At 71.4% G+C, this 15908-nt stretch carries 18 protein-coding genes; 8 read left to right on the forward strand and 10 right to left on the reverse strand.

All coding sequences use genetic code 11. The features are described from left to right. The first annotated feature begins 266 nt into the window (after positions 1–266). The 3 genes from Dvina_RS02595 to Dvina_RS02605 all read left to right on the forward strand — a co-directional run bounded on the left by Dvina_RS02595 (position 267) and on the right by Dvina_RS02605 (position 3074). Positions 267–1145, forward strand: a complete 879-nt coding sequence (locus tag Dvina_RS02595; RefSeq protein ID WP_223100773.1) for a hypothetical protein — start codon at positions 267–269, stop codon at positions 1143–1145. A 162-nt stretch (positions 1146–1307) separates the two neighbouring features. Continuing rightward, on the forward strand, positions 1308–2009 hold the full coding sequence (locus Dvina_RS02600) for an LPXTG cell wall anchor domain-containing protein (protein WP_223100774.1): 702 nt from the start codon (positions 1308–1310) through the stop codon (positions 2007–2009). A 429-nt stretch (positions 2010–2438) separates the two neighbouring features. After that, the gene (locus Dvina_RS02605; RefSeq protein ID WP_246656480.1) at positions 2439–3074 is read left to right on the forward strand and encodes a response regulator transcription factor; all 636 of its coding nucleotides are present in this window, start codon (positions 2439–2441) and stop codon (positions 3072–3074) included. Positions 3075–3142: 68 nt separating this feature from the next. Here the strand turns inward: Dvina_RS02605 and Dvina_RS02610 are convergent, their stop codons facing one another. The 4 genes from Dvina_RS02610 to Dvina_RS02625 form a co-directional block, all read right to left on the reverse strand. Further along, positions 3143–3520, reverse strand: coding sequence for a hypothetical protein (locus Dvina_RS02610; protein WP_223100776.1), 378 nt, complete (start codon positions 3518–3520; stop codon positions 3143–3145). 97 nt (positions 3521–3617) lie between these two features. After that, on the reverse strand, positions 3618–3947 hold the full coding sequence (locus tag Dvina_RS02615; protein WP_223100777.1) for a hypothetical protein: 330 nt from the start codon (positions 3945–3947) through the stop codon (positions 3618–3620). A gap of 196 nt (positions 3948–4143) precedes the next feature. Continuing rightward, on the reverse strand, positions 4144–4788 hold the full coding sequence (locus Dvina_RS02620; RefSeq protein ID WP_223100778.1) for a hypothetical protein: 645 nt from the start codon (positions 4786–4788) through the stop codon (positions 4144–4146). A gap of 54 nt (positions 4789–4842) precedes the next feature. Then, positions 4843–5796, reverse strand: coding sequence for a DMT family transporter (locus Dvina_RS02625; RefSeq protein ID WP_223100779.1), 954 nt, complete (start codon positions 5794–5796; stop codon positions 4843–4845). A gap of 481 nt (positions 5797–6277) precedes the next feature. Between Dvina_RS02625 and Dvina_RS02630 the strand changes: the two genes are divergently transcribed. Beyond that, positions 6278–7222 carry a hypothetical protein gene (locus Dvina_RS02630; RefSeq protein WP_223100780.1) on the forward strand — a complete coding sequence of 315 codons (945 nt, stop codon included), beginning with the start codon at positions 6278–6280 and terminating at the stop codon, positions 7220–7222. A 75-nt stretch (positions 7223–7297) separates the two neighbouring features. On the opposite strand, the gene Dvina_RS02635 is transcribed toward Dvina_RS02630, so the two are convergent. Together Dvina_RS02635 and Dvina_RS02640 are read right to left on the reverse strand one after the other, a co-directional pair. Beyond that, on the reverse strand, positions 7298–7555 hold the full coding sequence (locus Dvina_RS02635; RefSeq protein WP_223100781.1) for a hypothetical protein: 258 nt from the start codon (positions 7553–7555) through the stop codon (positions 7298–7300). Positions 7556–7629: 74 nt separating this feature from the next. Beyond that, a complete protein-coding gene (locus Dvina_RS02640; protein ID WP_223100782.1) occupies positions 7630–8586 on the reverse strand; it encodes a lactonase family protein in 957 nt (318 codons plus the stop codon). Positions 8587–8730: 144 nt separating this feature from the next. Between Dvina_RS02640 and Dvina_RS02645 the strand changes: the two genes are divergently transcribed. Together Dvina_RS02645 and Dvina_RS02650 are read left to right on the forward strand one after the other, a co-directional pair. Next, positions 8731–9726 carry a fatty acid desaturase family protein gene (locus Dvina_RS02645; protein ID WP_223100783.1) on the forward strand — a complete coding sequence of 332 codons (996 nt, stop codon included), beginning with the start codon at positions 8731–8733 and terminating at the stop codon, positions 9724–9726. A gap of 9 nt (positions 9727–9735) precedes the next feature. Beyond that, positions 9736–10308 carry a DUF1684 domain-containing protein gene (locus Dvina_RS02650; protein WP_223100784.1) on the forward strand — a complete coding sequence of 191 codons (573 nt, stop codon included), beginning with the start codon at positions 9736–9738 and terminating at the stop codon, positions 10306–10308. 9 nt (positions 10309–10317) lie between these two features. Here Dvina_RS02650 and Dvina_RS02655 read toward each other — a convergent pair whose 3' ends face one another. Continuing rightward, positions 10318–10668 (reverse strand): DUF3263 domain-containing protein, encoded by a 351-nt coding sequence (locus Dvina_RS02655; protein ID WP_223100785.1) that lies wholly within the window; start codon positions 10666–10668, stop codon positions 10318–10320. A 208-nt stretch (positions 10669–10876) separates the two neighbouring features. Next, complete coding sequence (locus Dvina_RS02660; protein ID WP_223100786.1) at positions 10877–11662, reverse strand: DeoR/GlpR family DNA-binding transcription regulator; 786 nt, start codon at positions 11660–11662, stop codon at positions 10877–10879. Positions 11663–11839: 177 nt separating this feature from the next. Here Dvina_RS02660 and Dvina_RS02665 point away from each other — a divergent pair, with 177 nt between their 5' ends. Further along, on the forward strand, positions 11840–12781 hold the full coding sequence (locus Dvina_RS02665) for an ROK family protein (protein ID WP_223100787.1): 942 nt from the start codon (positions 11840–11842) through the stop codon (positions 12779–12781). Continuing rightward, on the forward strand, positions 12778–13887 hold the full coding sequence (nagA, locus tag Dvina_RS02670; RefSeq protein WP_223100788.1) for an N-acetylglucosamine-6-phosphate deacetylase: 1110 nt from the start codon (positions 12778–12780) through the stop codon (positions 13885–13887). Before Dvina_RS02665 ends, nagA begins: the two co-directional genes overlap by 4 nt. On the opposite strand, the gene Dvina_RS02675 is transcribed toward nagA, so the two are convergent. Next, the gene (locus Dvina_RS02675) at positions 13851–14570 is read right to left on the reverse strand and encodes a phosphatase PAP2 family protein (protein ID WP_246655979.1); all 720 of its coding nucleotides are present in this window, start codon (positions 14568–14570) and stop codon (positions 13851–13853) included. The two genes, nagA and Dvina_RS02675, sit on opposite strands and share 37 nt — an antisense overlap. A gap of 78 nt (positions 14571–14648) precedes the next feature. Then, positions 14649–15890 (reverse strand): trypsin-like serine peptidase, encoded by a 1242-nt coding sequence (locus Dvina_RS02680; RefSeq protein ID WP_223100790.1) that lies wholly within the window; start codon positions 15888–15890, stop codon positions 14649–14651. Between the last annotated feature and the right edge of the window lie 18 nt (positions 15891–15908).

Raw genomic sequence — 15908 nt, forward strand, 5'->3', positions numbered from 1 at the left:
AGTGCGCGCAGTTCAGCCACGGTCGGGCATTTATCAAATGATTCCCGGCCCGCCGCCGGGGTGCATATTGCACACGCGATATGTTTGACCGGCTCCGGCCGGCCGAATCATTTGGCCCCCCGTTGGTGGTACGTCGGTTTGACCTCTGATCATGAAACGGAGCGAGAACAGACGGGACGAACCTACGAGGAAAGGCGCAGGAAATGCCCGTTTTAGTGCGTTAGATTCATCGAGTCCGGGAACAACATTGAGAGGACTCGAACGGAATGAAGCGCAATACCCGCAAGACGATCACGCTGGTCGGTATGGGTCTCATGGCCGGTGCGTCACTCGGCCTGACCGCGACGGCGGCGTCCGCGAACACCGTGCACGCCGACCACGACGGCGCGACGGTCGCCAATCACGGCGTCGGCGACCACGACGGCCAGGGCGACCACCGCGGGGGGAGCAACCAGCACGACGGCCGGGGCGACCACGACGGCCGGGGCGACCACGACGGCCGCGGTGGCCACGACGGCCGGGGCGACCACGACGGCCGCGGTGGCCACGACGGCCGGGGCGACCACGACGGCCGCGGTGGCCACGACGGCCGGGGCGACCACGACGGCCGCGGTGGCCACGACGGCCGCGGTGGCCACGACGGGTGGGGCGACCACGACGGGTGGGGCCACCGCGACGGCCGGGGTGGCCACGACGGCCGGGGCGACCGCGACGTCCGGTTCCACTCCGTCGACTGGCGGGCGCGCGGCGCGGGCGGGCAGGCGCGCACCTACACGGTCGCGCTGTTCCAGGGCCGCAATGCCTGCGAGACGGCCGGCCACTACGGCGAGTGGCTCGGCCAGTGGGACGACTCGGCCTGCGTCAAGGTCGGCGGCGGCAACGTCTACGCGCTGCAGGCGGTCGACTACCAGGGCCGTCACCGCGTCGTCCGGGCGGCCGCCCACCACAACGGGCAGGCCCGCAACCACCGCGCGAACAGCAACGGCTGGGGCGCCTGGCACGGTGCCTCCAACGGCCACAGCAACGGCCACGGTGCCTCCAACGGCCACGGCAACGGCCACAGCAGCGGCCACGGTGCCTCCAACGGCCACAGCAACGGCCACTCGTACGCCAACGCCGCCGGTAGCGGCGGTTACGGCGCCTGATCCGCCGGTGCGGCCGGCGGTGACTGCGACCGGGCCGCGAGGTGCGTTCCGACGCCTCGTGACTTTGTCGCCGCCGGCCGCGCCGGTCCCCGACGATCTCGAGGACCTATGAAATCGTTTTCCGGCTTGAACCGGCGCCGTGGTGCCGGCCTTACGTTGGGGTTGGCGCTGCTCGTCGTGGCGGCGCTGCCGGCCGCGAGCGCCCATGCGGCAGGCGTCTCCGCAGTGCGCTTCACCGATCGGTGCGACGGTAGCGTCGAGGTGCTGCTGCCCAACCAGTACAGCAGCGGCAACCTCATCTACACCGTCAACGAGGAGCTCGTGGTCGTCGGGCCGGGGCAGCGGCCGGTGCAGTCCGTCGCGGCGGCGCCGACCGGAGACCTGGTCGTTCACGTGTCCGTCCAGGAGCGCGACGGCAAGGAGTACCGCACGTCGCACGACTGGATCGAGCCCGACTCGTGCGATGCCCCGACCGGGGAAGGGCAGAAGCGGCACGCGGCCGCTGCCGGCGACGCGGGTGGTAGTGCATCCGTGGCCGGCGACGCGGGTGGTAGTGCATCCGTGGCCGGCGACGCGGGAGGCAGTGCATACAGCGCGGCCGCCGGCGGATACGGCGCTGACCAGGGTGGCTCGGACGGCCAGGCCTACGGCTCGGCCGCGGGCGCAGTGGACTCCGACCTCGGTGCCGACGCCGTGCATCAGGACGCGTTCGGGCTTCCCGCACGCGCCCAACAGCCGGCGACCGGCGCGCTGGCGCTGACGGGAACCAACACCATGCTGCTCAGTGCGGTGGGCGTGCTGCTGGTTCTCGTCGGGGTGGGCCTGTTTCGGCGGCGGCGGCGAATCACCTTCGTCGCGAAATAGCCATGCGAGCGGCGTTGCGTGACCCTTCGCCGCTCGCATCGGCTGTGGATCACCCGCGGAGACGATGCGCCGTGCCCCGCTGCCCCACGGCGAATCGGCAGACCGGGTCCGCCTCGGCGGATCCGGTCTGTTTGCCGTTGCCGCATCAGCAGACATCCGAAGGAGCGGCGGCCTCGGGGTGCCGCCGGCCATTCAGCACTGGAACAGAGCGGAGCAACAACCATGGTTCCCCGGACCTGCGACAACCCCCCGCGCTCGACAGTCGCGGCCGCGCCTGCGCCGACCGGGCCCCCGCCGAAACAGACGGCCCGGCCGAAGCCCTACCCGGACAAGCCCGCCGAGGAGCCCGCTTTAGCCGAGCGCGGCCGGACGCCGGTCCGGCCCGGTCCGCGCCCACGCCGTCAACGCAACCGGGTGAGCGTGCTGCTGGTGGACGACCACGACCTCATCCGGCGCGGCCTGCGCCATGCCTTCGACCGGACCGGGCAGTTCGACGTTGTCGGCGAGACGGGCAGCGCCGCCGAGGGAATCCGGCTCGCGAACCTGCTACGGCCGGACGTCGTGATCCTGGACGTGCAGCTGCCCGACGGCTCCGGCCTGGACACCGCCAGCGCGCTGCGCCACGAGCGGCCCGGCATCGGCATCGTGGTGCTGACGACGTTCGCCGACGACGATGTGCTCTTCGCCGCCATGGAGGCCGGTGCGAGCGGCTTCGTGCCGAAGTCCGCGCCGGTGAGCGAGGTCATTGCGGTCGTCAGGTATGCGGCGAGTGCGCCGGCGTCCTTTGCCGCCGCGGACCTCGCCGAAGCCATGAAGCGCCGGCTGGCACCGAAGGAGCCGCAGTTGAACGCCCTGGAGCGGCAGGTCCTGGCACTGTTGGCCGACGGTCTGAGCGTCGCCGGCATCGCCCGCGGGCTGTACGTCTCGAACTCGACCGCGAAGCACCTCGTGGCCCGGGTGGTGGAGAAACTCGGCGCCCGCAATCGGGTGCAGGCGCTCATGGCGGCACTGCGGCTGGGACTCCTGCCGACCGACACCCATCAAACGGGCGACCACTTCGGCTGAGGGCGACGCCCGACAGACGACGAGGGCCGGCGGACGCATCGTCCGCCGGCCCTCGTGTTTCGGGTTTCTCATACCAGGACATCGACCGCCATCGTCAGCAACCCCAGCACCAGCAGCCCGATCAACGCATCCACGGCGATGGACCACGGCCACCGGTGCCAGCGCGACAGGCGCGAGGCGCTGCGCCTCTCCTGTGCTCGATGCCGGCCGGGCGCCCGCCAGAACACGTCGGTCGGGTCCGCCACCGGTGCGACGGGTGCGGCCGGCGCCGGGCGGGGCCGGATCACCAGCCGGGGCCGCGCGACCGGAACCGGCGCGACGGCCCGGGCGTTGGGAACCGGCCGGACCGGGTGCCGGGCATGTCCGACCGCGCCGGGGGAGGTGCGGTCGTGCCGGGAGATGAGGGTGGGACGCCGGGCCCGCAGCGCCGCCCGGCGCTCCGTCAAATCGATTGTTGCGACGTTTCCCGCCCCGTCAACGTCGGATTCGTCTTCGCTGTGCATGGCTCTCCGAACATCGTGCCGGCTGTGCTCACATCCGGGCTCAGCATCGGGCGGGTGACTCCCGAGCTGCGTTCGTGGCGGGGGCCGCGTGTCCGCGGCCGTGGCACTCCCCGCAGTGATGTCCTTCCGCGAGCCGGCAGCAGCATGGCGCCGGCAACATGCCGTCAAGCGTGGTCAAGGGCACGACGGGCGTGAGGCGGCGCCGCTCGTCGGTCCGGCCGGCGAGATACGCGGTACGCATGCCGACCATCATCATGTCGATGAGCTCGGACGCGGCACGGCCACCCTGAACCGTGCGCAGAATGCCTTCACGGGTGCGCTGGTATATCTCACTGCTCCACAGCAGATTCACCACAGGATCATCGAACATCGCTCTGCCCTCCGGTAATCCCCCGTGCTCATGCCACCCGCATATCTGAATATCACGCACGCGATCGTGGGCGCGGCGAGCGGATTTGTTTCGGCGGTTCGGAGAGCGGAAAAGCACCAATCGAAGGCCCGGCCGGGCATCGAGTCGAACCGTACAGAGTGAGGTCCAGGGTCCTGTCGTTTCGGGACTTTAGACCCTACCGCCGGCGGCTGATGTGTGTTTCTGTCGGCGATTGCCTATTGTGCACGTGCGAATTACTTATCGGCCGGGCGGAGACTACTGGCTCTCGGACGCGCCGGTGCCGGCCGCGATACCCCATTACGTCGGCGTGGCTACCAATTCGCTCATTCCTCGCAGCCTCGACGGGCGTCGGCCGGCCGTCGTACGCGGCGGCCGTTGCCAACGCGTGCTCGCTGCGGTAGTAGGCGACGCTGTACGTCCGCACGCGCGCGTTGTTGCGGCGGTCGCGTCGATAGAGCGGGTGCAGCTCCGTGTGGGCGCGGGCCCAGGCTCCCCGGTTCGGCGTGGCCGGCACCTCGGCGATCGGGTCGCGCTGCTCGGGCTCGCGCTGCTCGGGCTCGCGCTGCTCGGGAACGGCGGCCCTCGGTGGCTCCGGTTCGCCGGCCGCGAGCGCTTCCTCGTGGTCGTTGATCTCGTCGTCGTTGAACCCGACCGGCAGCCGGGTGTCGGTGATCGACAGGCCGGTGGGGCGGTGGGGCCTGGAGGGGTCGGGCAGCGCCATCCCCATGGCCTCCAGCACCCCGACAAGCTTCATCGTCGATGGCTTCGCGCTCATATCCAACATTCCGCTCAATCTTGAACTAACAACGATATCGGGCATTCTAGGAATTTCGGCCGTCGAGCCCTATCGACGAACTAGGTCAGTCCACGGCAACTAGGCCGACCCCCTGGGTGCGACGGCCGCCGCTGTCGGGTCCTCGCCCGCCGGCTCCGGCCGGACCCGGCCGTCGCGGGCCCGCCGCTCCTGCAGGGCCAGAGCGGCGACGGCGGCCAGCAGGGTGGCGCCGCCGGCGGCCGACCACGGCGTCAGCGGCTCGTGCAGGACCAGCGCGCCGAGGGCGACCGCCGCCAACGGCTCGCTCAGGGCGACCACGGAGGCCGTCGTCGCCCGCACCACCCTGAGCCCCTGGAAGAAGAGGGCATAGGCCAGCGCGGTCGGGATCGCGCCCAGGAACGCCAGCAGGGCCACGGTCTCGCCCAGGTGCTCGGCGCGGGGGAGCGGGCCCTCGAACGCGGCCAGAGGGAGCAGCGCGGCGGTGCCGATGGCGAAGCCGGCCAGGGCCGAGTCGTACGGGTCGTCGGACTCGGCCCGGTTGAGCAGGGTGACGCCGGCGTAGCCCGCGGCTGAGACCAGGGCCACCGCCATGCCGGCCAGGGGGTGCGGGCCGGTCTGGGGGTTCTGGGCGACGAGCAGCGTCAGGCCGACGACCGAGGCGCCGACCGTGAGCGCGCCCGTGCGGCCCATGCGCTCGCCGAGGAAGAGGCGGGCGCCGATGGCGATGAGGATCGGGCCGGAGCCCAGGGTCACGACGGTGACCATGCCGACGCCGCCGAGCGCAATGGCCACGTAGTACGTCGTCTGATAGAGCGCCATGCCCAGGCCGTTGAGGATCAGCCGGCGCGGCTTGGGGCGGCGGGTGCCGGAGGTGCGCAGGAACGGGCGGAGCGCGGCCAGCAGGGCCAGGCCGCCCGCGTAGCGCCAGAACGTGACGGCGATCGGGCCGAGGCCGCTGCGGTGATACAGGATCGCGGCGACGAAGCCGCCCACGCCCCAGGAGATGGCGGCGAGGGCGATGCAGGACAGGTTGAAGCCGACGGATTTCGGCATGGTCGAGTGCTCCCGGAGATCGGATCGGGCTGGAGGCGTACCGAACGCGGGCAGCCATCACCGACCCGGCTCACCGGCCGGGGTTCACGGAGTGTCTTCGCCTGCCCGCTAGTGGAGGGGCGGCGGGCACACGACACGCAAGCACATGGGAGCAGACTCTAGCGATCATCACCGGCCCCCGGCATCGCAATAAATCAGCCTGACGCGCTGACCCCGGCGTTGGGTTGTCGCGCTCACCCGATGGGTTTACCGGCGGATTTGCCCACGATCACGATGTGGTGACAAGTCGCCGACAGTTACGTGGTGATCGACACCTACCGCGACCGCGACACGCCGCGCGACGCGCCCGGTGAGCGGGGGTTTCTTGCCTGGCGATTACTTATCGTGTACGCAACTTTGCCGAATAGTCACTTTTCTATGGGATGCCGGGCTGGTTGGTGGCGTTTACGCTGTAGCGACACGCTCAGCCGGAGGTCGCGCCGTGGCTCTTGAAACCCCCACCACATTGGCGCAATCGCACGTCGACCTGCCCTGGACGCTCGACGGCGGGCGCGGGATCTTCGGGCTCGACCCGATCTCCGGAGCCATCGTGCTCTGGCTCGGGTTGATGGTCCTCATCGTGCTGTTCGTGCTGCTGGCCGCGTTCCTCTCGCGCTGGAGCCTCTACCGCCTCAACCGGGACGACCGCCGCGCCGCCGTCGAGCAGGCCGAGGCGAGCCTGAGCCCGGCCGAGCGGGCCCGGCTGCGGACCGAGGCCGGCGAGCTCATCCGCCAGGCCGCCGCGACCGCCGCGGCCGCCAAGCGGGCCCAGATCGAGGTGGCCGAGGCCCAGGCCCGCAGCGCCGCCGCGCAGATCGCCCGGGAGCACGCCTGGTCGACGTTCGACGTGGCCCAGAAGGCCTACCAGGAGGCCCTGCGCGCGGCCGGGCAGGTCGCCGAGGCGCAGCAGCCCGCGGCCGAGCCGGGCGACGACGCCAAGCGCGACGTGTCGCGGGCCGCGCTCGACGCCTTCAAGCGCGGCGACATCACCGTCGACGCGCTGGAGCAGGTCTTCAAGGCCGCCGCCGGCGCCGACCCGCTGCAGGAGCTTGCGGCGCGCGAGGTCGAGCTGCGCCGGACCGCCGAGAGCCGGGCCCGCCGCCTGTACGAGGCCGCCGCCGCGACCGAGCGGGCCGCCGTCAAGGCCGCGGACGTCGCCGTGGTGGCCGCCGCCGCGCTGGCCCACGAGGCGGCCGAGGTCGCCCAGGAGGCCGCGGAGCTGCGCGACACCCTTGACGCCGCCCGCCAGGCCGGGATCGCCGCGTCGACACTGCTGCCGAAGTCGCGCGTGCCGCGCCAGCGCACCCGCAACTCCCGCTCGACCCTGGCCGCCGACAAGGCACTCTCGACCGCCGACACCGTCGCCCTCCCCGCCGACGCCGCCTGACCCGCTCGCCTCACCGCCGCGCGGGTGCCGTGCGGTGCAGTGCATCGGCCGCGCGATGGCCGGAGTGTTCGGTGCTCAGGCCGTGTCGGAGAGCTTGTCCGCCGGTGGTGCGGCGTCGGACGCGGCGTCGAACTGCATGCCGGCCAAGGCTTCCTGCAGGCGCGGAAGGTCGGTGTCCGCGAGCTGGAACGACGCGCGGCAGATCCGGTCCACCCACAGTGACACGACCACCGTGCCCTGCTGCGGATGGCACGTGACCCGCATGGTGCGGTCGCCGCCGCGGCGGTCGTCGAAAATGTCGCCCGATTTGGGCAGCACCACCAGCTCACCCATGCATCGATGGTGCGGCACTGAACGCGGGTTCAGCAAGAGCTCAGCGCCGCCTCATCCGAGGGATCCCCCGGTGCTCAGAGAGCGACGGGGACCACTGCTGTCGGTGACGGGTGCTCCAGGACGACGCGGGCGGGGTGCGGTACCCCCGAATCGCTGTCCAGTTCCAGCAGCGCCACCGTGTTCGAATGCTGGTTGGCCACGCAGAGGGCGCCCTGAAGGACCGTGAAGTGGCGGGGCCAGGTGCCGCCGGTGCTGACCTCGTCGATCGGCAGGAGGCCGCCGCTCTCGACGGCGAAGGTGGTGATCGTGTCGTTGCCGCGGTTGGCCACGTAGAGGTGGCGGCCGTCGGCGGACAGGGCCAGCTCGCTCGGCAGGTTGTCGCCGACCGGCTGGACCAGGCAAGAGGGTTTGACGTCCAGAAGCTCGAATCCCGAGGTGTACGTCGAGACGGTCGACGCCAGCTCGTTGGCGACGAACACGCGGCCGTCCGGGTGGAACACGAGGTGCCGGGGGCCGGTCCCGAGCGGCTGGACCGTCGTGGTGCGCAGGTGCTCCAGGCCGCCCTCGGGCGTGACGCGGTAGTGCACGATCGCGTCCATCCCCAGGTCGACGGCGTGCAGCACGGTGCCGCGGACCGTCACCTGGTGGGCGTGCGGGCCCTCCTGGCGGTCGGCGACGATGCTCGCGCCGGCGTGCTGGGCGAGGTCGGTCCGGCCGTCCAGGCCCCCGTCCGGGCGCAGCGCGAACGCGGTGATGCTGCCGCTGGCGTAGTTGGCCACGAACAGCCGGCCGTCGGCGACCGCGAGGTGGCACGGGGAGCTGCCGCCGGTGGGGAGCGTGTTGATCAGCTCGCCGCCCGGCGTGAAGGCCGAGACCTGGCCCTCGTCGAGTTCGGCGACGGCGTACCGCACACCGCCGGGCCCGACGGCCAGAAAGCTGGGCGCGGGCGTCTGCACCGGGGGCACGAGCGGCTTGAAGTCGTCGTCGTAGGTGGAGTACTGGTCTGCGTAGGAGCCGATGAGCACTGGCACCCGCCCAAGCCTAGGCTCCGGCGCTCCGGTCCGCAGCGCGGCCGCCCGACACCGGGAATGTGGCCCTAAGGTAGGGGCAGCACCACCAGTGATCCAGGTGCTGACCGGTTCGATCCGGACGCCCTTCCCCGGAACGCTTAGCGCATGACAGCGCTGGCGCAAGCGGAACGCACAACCGACTTTGCCGTCCTTACCCAACGAATTCGCGCGGCCGGGCTGCTCGATCGGCGGCCGTGGTACTACACCGTCCGCCTCACCCTGGTCTTCGCCCTCTACGCCGCCGCCTGGACCGGGCTCGCGCTCACCCACAGCCTGTGGTTCGGCGTGCTGCTCGGTGTCGCGTTCGCGCAGGTCGCCCTGGTCGCCCACGACCTCGCGCACAAGCAGATCTTCCGCGGCCGCCGCCTGTCGGAGGGGCTCGGCATGGTCGCCGGCAACCTGATGATGGGCATGAGCTACGGCTGGTGGATGAACAAGCACACCCGCCACCACGCCAACCCCAACCACGAGGACCACGACCCGGACGTCGCGCCCGACATCATCGTGTGGTCGACGCGGCAGGCCGAGCAGGCCAAGGGGCCGGCCCGGTTGATCGGCGGGCACCAGGCGCTGCTGTTCTTCCCGCTGCTGCTCCTCGAGGGCTTCAACCTGCACGTCTCGAGCCTGCGCGCGCTGCCGACGGTCAAGCGCCGCGGCCTGGAGTCGGTGCTGCTGTGGGGCCACGTCGTGGGCTATCTGGCGGCCGTCTTCCTGATCCTGCCGCCGCTGCCGGCGATCGGGTTCATCCTGATCCACCAGTGCGTGTTCGGGCTGTACCTGGGGATGACGTTCGCGCCGAACCACAAGGGCATGCCGATGCTCACGGCCGCCGACGAACTGGACTTCCTCCGCAAGCAGGTGCTGACCTCCCGCAACGTGCGCGGTGGCCGCTGGCTCGACGCCGCCCTCGGCGGCCTGAACCTGCAGATCGAGCACCACCTGTTCCCGAGCATGCCCGCGCCGAACCTGCGCAAGGCCCAGCCGATCGTGGAGCAGTACTGCGCGGAGATCGGCGTCCCGTACCGGTCGGCGACCTTGGTGGGCTCCTACGTCCAGGCGCTTCGCCACCTGCATGAGGCCGGCGCGCCGCTGCGGCGGTAGCGTCGGGGCGTGGATCATCTTGCGCTCGCCGACTACCGGGCCCGGGTCGCCGCCATGTACCTCTCCGACGAGGACCTGGCGGGGTTCCGGGCCCGCCGCGACGACCTGTTCGCCACCCACTCCCAGTCGGCCGCGCCGGGGCCGCTGCGGTACTTCCCGCCGTCGAGCGAGTTCGTCGCGACAGTCCCGCTGACCCCGGCCGACGGCGAGCTCGAGATCGCCACCGGTGGTCCTGACGGGGTGTTGCGGTACCAACGCGCAGGGATTTTGGCAACGCCCTGGGGCCAGCTGACGCTCTTCTGGCTCGATGCGTACGGCGGTGGACTTTTCCTGCCGTTCCGCGACGGGACCAGCGGGCACGAGACGTACGGGGCCGGCCGCTACCTGACCGACACCGTCAAGGGCACCCACGGCCGCGGCGTCGAGGTGCTGCTCAACGGCCAGGTGCGTCTCGACTTCAACTATGCGTACAACCCGTCGTGCGCATACGACGACAAGTGGGCGTGTCCGCTGGCGCCGTACGAGAACCGGTTGACCACGCGGATCGAGGCCGGGGAGCTGACGTACGCACCGCTGCCGTGACTCGCCCGATCAGCGGCGGCGGGCGCGTGATGCCCGCAGCCGGCGCAGACGCTGGACCACGATCGGGTCGTGGGCCAGCGCCAGCGGATCGTCCAGGAGCGCGTTGAGCAGCTGGTAGTAGCGGGTCGTGCTGAAGCCGAAGGTGTCCCGGATGGCCTGCTCCTTGGCCCCGGCCTGCCGCCACCACTGCTTCTCGAAGGCCAGGATCTTCCTGCCGCGCTCGTCGAGCTCGGCCGGCTCCTCGGCGGCCGCGAGATCGGCGGCCGGCGCCTGCTCGAAGTCGTCATCGAGCGCGTCGTCGACGTCCTCTGTGGAGGGCTGCGCCGGGACGCGGGCGGCGGCGAGGTCGTCGCGCTTCATCGTCAACCACCCTAACGGCTGACGTCGTTGATCGCCCTCGCGCAACGCTGTGACAAGCGCTCACCCGGTGCCGGCCAGCCCTGTCGATGTGCCAGCCGGCTCTTGCCGATGTGGCGGCCAGCCGGGATGCGCTTCTTGGGGACGTCGCGTTCCGCGCCTGGGTATGCGGCGTGCTTGGGCGTGTGTTGAGGCTGGCGGTGGGGGGCCTCTAGGCGGTGACGATGTTGACGCCGGCTTCTTGGAAGGCGTCGAGGGTTGTCTGGGTGGCGTTCGAGTCGGTGACAAGCGTGTCGATGCGGTCGATCGGGCAGATGCGGGCGAATGCGTGGCCGCCCAGCTTCGAGCTGTCCGCGATGATGACGACGCGGCGGGCGCGGGCGACCATCAGGCTGTTCATTGCGGCCTCGCCCTCGTGGTGGGCGGCCGCGCCCAGGGTTACGTCAAGCGCGTCCACGCCCAGCAGGGCGATGTCGAGTGTGACGTCGCGCAGGATGTTGCCGCCCAGCGGGCCGACGAGTTCGAACGACTGGGGGCGGACGACGCCGCCGGTGACGACGATCTTCATGCGGGAGCGGACCAGGAGCTCGTTGGCGATGTTCAGCGCGTTCGTGACCACCGTGAGCTGGGCGTCGTCCACGCCGCCGGTCAGTTCCGGGCGGACGGCCAGGGCGCGGGCCACCTCGGTCGTCGTGGTGCCGCCGTTCAGGGCCACCACCATGCCGGGCGAGACCAGGGCGGCCGCGGCGGCGCCGATGCGCTGCTTCTCCGGGGCGTGCTTGGCCGTCTTGTACCGTAGCGGCAGGTCGTAGGACACCCCGTTGGCGACCGCCCCGCCGCGGGTACGGGTGATCATCTGCTGCTGCGCCAACTGGTCGAAGTCGCGGCGGATCGTGGCCTGGGACACGTCGAGTCGCTCGGCCGCGTCCTCCACGCTGATCCGGCCGCTGTCGGTGAGGATCTCGAGGAGCGCGTTCCAGCGCGCGTAACGGTCCACGCGACCCCTCTCTGCGCGTACGGTGCGAGATGTGTGCACAATAATGCGCGAAACAATGGGTAAACGCAAAGGCCATTGCGCGAAGTAGAAACGGGTGATGGTTGCGAGGCCCGCCGGGCGTGCGCGATGATGCCGCAACCGGAAGGTTTGTTGCCAATAAGAGGGTTGAGCCGCCACATGACGCAGACCGTGATCGCCCTCGATGTCGGGGGTACCGGGATCAAGTGCGCACTGGTCGGCGCGGACGGCGACGAGCGCCACACGGTCCAGCACGCCGAGCGCCACCCGACCGGGGCCGAGCGCGGCGGCGCGGCCGTGATCGCCGACATCCTGGACATCGCCGAGGGCCTGGCCGCGACCGCGCGGGCCAAGGGTCTGGAGCCGGTCGGCGCCGGGCTGGTGGTGCCGGGGGTCATCGACGAGGTCAACGGTGTCGCGGTGTGGGCGGCGAACGTCGGCTTCCGGGACGTACCACTGCAGGCTCTTCTGGAAGAACGCCTCGGCCTGCCCGCGGCGCTCGGGCACGACGTGCGTGCGGGCGGCCTGGCCGAAGCGCGGCTCGGCGCGGGCCGGGGGCGTGACTACGTGCTCGTCATCCCGATCGGCACCGGGATCGCGGCGGCGAACGTCGTGCACGGCCAGGTGTACACCGGCGCGCACGGTGCCGGCGGCGAGATCGGCCACATCGTGGTGCGCCCGGGCGGGCCCGAGTGCGGCTGCGGCCAGCGGGGCTGCCTGGAGGCGATCGCCTCGGCGTCTGCTGTCGGCCGGCGATACTCCGAGCAGGCCGGTCGCCCCGCCACCGCCGAGGAGGTGGTGCGCCTCGCCACCGCGGGTGACCCCGTCGCCGCCGAGGTGTGGCGGGAGACCATCGACGCGCTCGCGGACGGGCTGCTGACCGGCATGGCGCTGTTCGACCCGGCGGTGGTCGTGCTCGGTGGCGGCCTGGCCGAGGCCGGAGAGGCGCTGCTCGCGCCGCTGCGTGAGGGCGTGCACGCGCGTGTGACATTCCACCGCGAACCGGAGATCACCCGGGCCGCGCTCGGCGACGAGGCCGGCTGCCTGGGCGCGGCGCTCATCGCGCTCGACAACCTGCATGCAAAGGGGAACGACTCATGACGCTGGTGCCCGGGCTCAAGGTCGTCGCGGGCGACCGTGTCATCGACAACGGCTTCGTGCGCGTCGAAGGCGAGCGGATCGCCGAGGTCGGAGCGGGCGACCGGCCGACCGGGACCGCGGCGTTCGTACTCCCGGGCTTCGTCGACATCCACGTGCACGGCGGCGGCGGGGCGACCTTCACGACAGGCGACCCCGAGGAGGCGCGCAAGGCGGCGGGGTACCACCTCCAGCACGGCACCACCACCATGCTGGCCAGCCTCGTCACCTCCCCGCCCGAGCTGATGATGGGTGCCACCAAGGCGTTCGCCCCGCTGGCGGCCGAGGGAGTGCTGGCCGGCATCCACTTCGAGGGCCCGTACCTCTCCCAGGCCCGCTGCGGCGCCCAGAACCCGGCCCACCTGCGCCACCCCGACCTCGCCGAGCTCGGCGCGCTCATCGACGCCGGCGACGGCGCCGTCCGCCTGGTGACGGTCGCACCCGAGCTGCCGGGCGCCCTCGACGCGATCCGGCTGCTCGTCGAGCGCGGGGTCGTCGCCGCGATCGGGCACACCGACGCCACCTACGAGCAGACACTGGCCGGCGTCGCGGCCGGCGCGACAGTCGGCACGCACGTGTTCAACGGCATGGCCCCGCCCCACCACCGCCGGCCCGGCCCCGTCTTCGCGCTGCTCGGCGCGGCCGGCGTGGTCTGTGAGTTCGTCGCCGACGGCATCCACCTGCACGACGGCACCCTGGCCTTCGCGACCTCGGTCACCGGCCCGGCCCGAGCCGCCCTGATCACCGACGCCATGGCCGCGGCCGGCATGCCCGACGGCCGCTACGACCTGGGCGGCCAGGGCGTCGACGTGGCCGGCGGCGTGGCCCGGCTGACCCGCGACGGCTCGATCGCCGGCAGCACGCTCACCATGGACGCGGCCTTCCGCCGGGCCGTCGGCGCCGGCGCGTCGCTCGTCGCCGCCTCGCGGATGGCCTCCGGCACCCCGGCCGCGGCGATCGGGCGCCACGATGTCGGCGAGCTCCGGGTGGGGGCGCGGGCCGACCTGGTGCTGCTGGACGCGGACCTGAACGTTCAGCGCGTCATGCGCGCGGGCACCTGGGTGTCGTAGAACGGGCCGGTCCAGTCGCCGAAGCGCCGCGGCAGCGGGATGTCGTCCCACGGCACCCGCTGCAGGACCCGGTCGAGCACCACGCCGACCAGCAGCCCGCTCAGGCCGTCGGTGAACCAGTGAAAGCTCAGGTAGGTCGTCGTGAACAGCACGATCAGCGGCACCACGATCCGCAGCGCGAGCACGTATCCGGGGCGCAGCACGCCGGCGAGCATGCTGGCCAGCACGCCGTAGAAGACGATCGTGTTGATGACGTGCCCGGACGGGTACGACATCCCGGAGTCGATCCGGAAGAGCTCCTCGGGGCGGCTGAGCACGTGGTTGCTGGGCGCGGTGCGGTCGGTCCACAGCTTGATCGGCCCGATGGTGAGGTACGTGATCAGCTCCGCCCCGATCAGCGGCAGAAACGGCCGGATCGTGTGCCGGGCCCGGCTCATGAAGAAGGCGGCGATCGCGACCATCGGCGTCAGCACACCCCCGCCCTGGCCGAGCAGGTTGCCGATGCGCAGCACGATGTAGAACCAGTACGGCCGGTGCGCGTCGGCGAAGTCGCGCACGCCGGTGTCGAGGTGCAGCAGCGAGGTCTTCGCGGCCAGCAGGATCGTGATGGTGGCGAACCCGGCGAGCAGCAGCGCGTCGAGCCACCAGCCGGCGGGCCGGACGGGTCGTAACTGCAGGCGCACGAGTGGCAACGGTACCCGAACGCGCGAAAGGGCCCGGTCGCCCGGGCCCTTTCTGCACACATTCTCCAGATGTATCGACTACATGAGGGAGCGCAGCTGCTCGGCGATCCGGTCGATCCGCACCCCCGAGTTGGGGCAGCCGCCGAAGTGGTGCAGCGCGATGACCTTGTTCGTCCGCCGCGAGATCACCGGCGAGCCGGACGAGCCGCCGTCGGTGTCGCAGTAGTAGGACATGTCGGTGCCGGTGGCGTAGCCGTCGTAGGTCGGGTTGCTCACCGCGCAGTTGCCGCTGCGCTCGGTGCTGTCCTCGGTGGTGATCACGGTCGGGGCGCCCCGCGGGTGCTGCGGGATGTACAGCTCCTCGCCCCGCACCGGCGCCCGGTCGTCGATCTCCAGGTAGCCGAACTGCTGGATCTGCGCGAAGTTCTTCACGCTGAACAGCGTGTAGTCGAGGATGTCGTCGGTCGCGAGCACCTGGTCACCCATGACCTTCGTCGGACGCAGCGTGGCACCGCCGCTGCACTGCGCACACTCGTAGTTGAACCAGACCTCGGTGCTCTTGGCCTCCCGGGTCGTGGTGAAGCAGTGGTGGTTGGTCAGCATCCGGTTCTGCGTGCCGACGCGCCACGCCGTGCACAGCTCGACGCCGTTGATGAGCAGCCGGGCCACGGGCTTGGCGTTCGCGTAGGCCACCGGGTCCGACGACTTGTAGCAGGCCGCGTTCTCGGTCTCGTTGGTCCGCCCGCAGATGCTCTCCTCGTGCGGCGCCGCCGCCAGCTGCGCCCGGCGATCCGCCTCCGTCTTGGCCCGCTCCGCCGCCGTCTGCCCCCGCGCGATCCGGTCGACAGTCACGCCCATGCTCGCCAGCTTCGACCTGATCCCGAAGACGTCGTCGCCCGCCTTCACGACCCGCACGACCGCGCGGTCCCCGGAGACCGACATGGTCCAGTTGTCACTACCTTCAAGATCTTTTCGGGTGTACTCGTAATGCTCCGAACCGCCCGCATCGCTCACGACGACCTTGTCGGCGTCGTCGAGCGCGAGCCGCGAGAAGTGCACCTTCACGTAGTCGGCCCCGGCGTAGGTGAACGTCCGGCTGGCCGCCCGCTCGATGCTCCCGCCCGCCACGGACTCGAGTACGCCGGTCGGCTGCCCGCCCGGCTCCTGGAGCCCCGACACGTCGTGGAACAGCCGCAGCTTCGGCGCACTGGCCGGCCCTTTCGACGGCTGCGCCGAGTCGGAGGACGCCATGGCGACCCCCGCCCCGGTGATTCCGAGCAGGGCACAGACCCCGGCCACCAGCAACGACCTACGCCGCATGAGCGCGTCCTTCCATGG

The organism is Dactylosporangium vinaceum, assembly GCF_019904175.1.
Lineage (GTDB): Bacteria > Actinomycetota > Actinomycetes > Mycobacteriales > Micromonosporaceae > Dactylosporangium > Dactylosporangium vinaceum.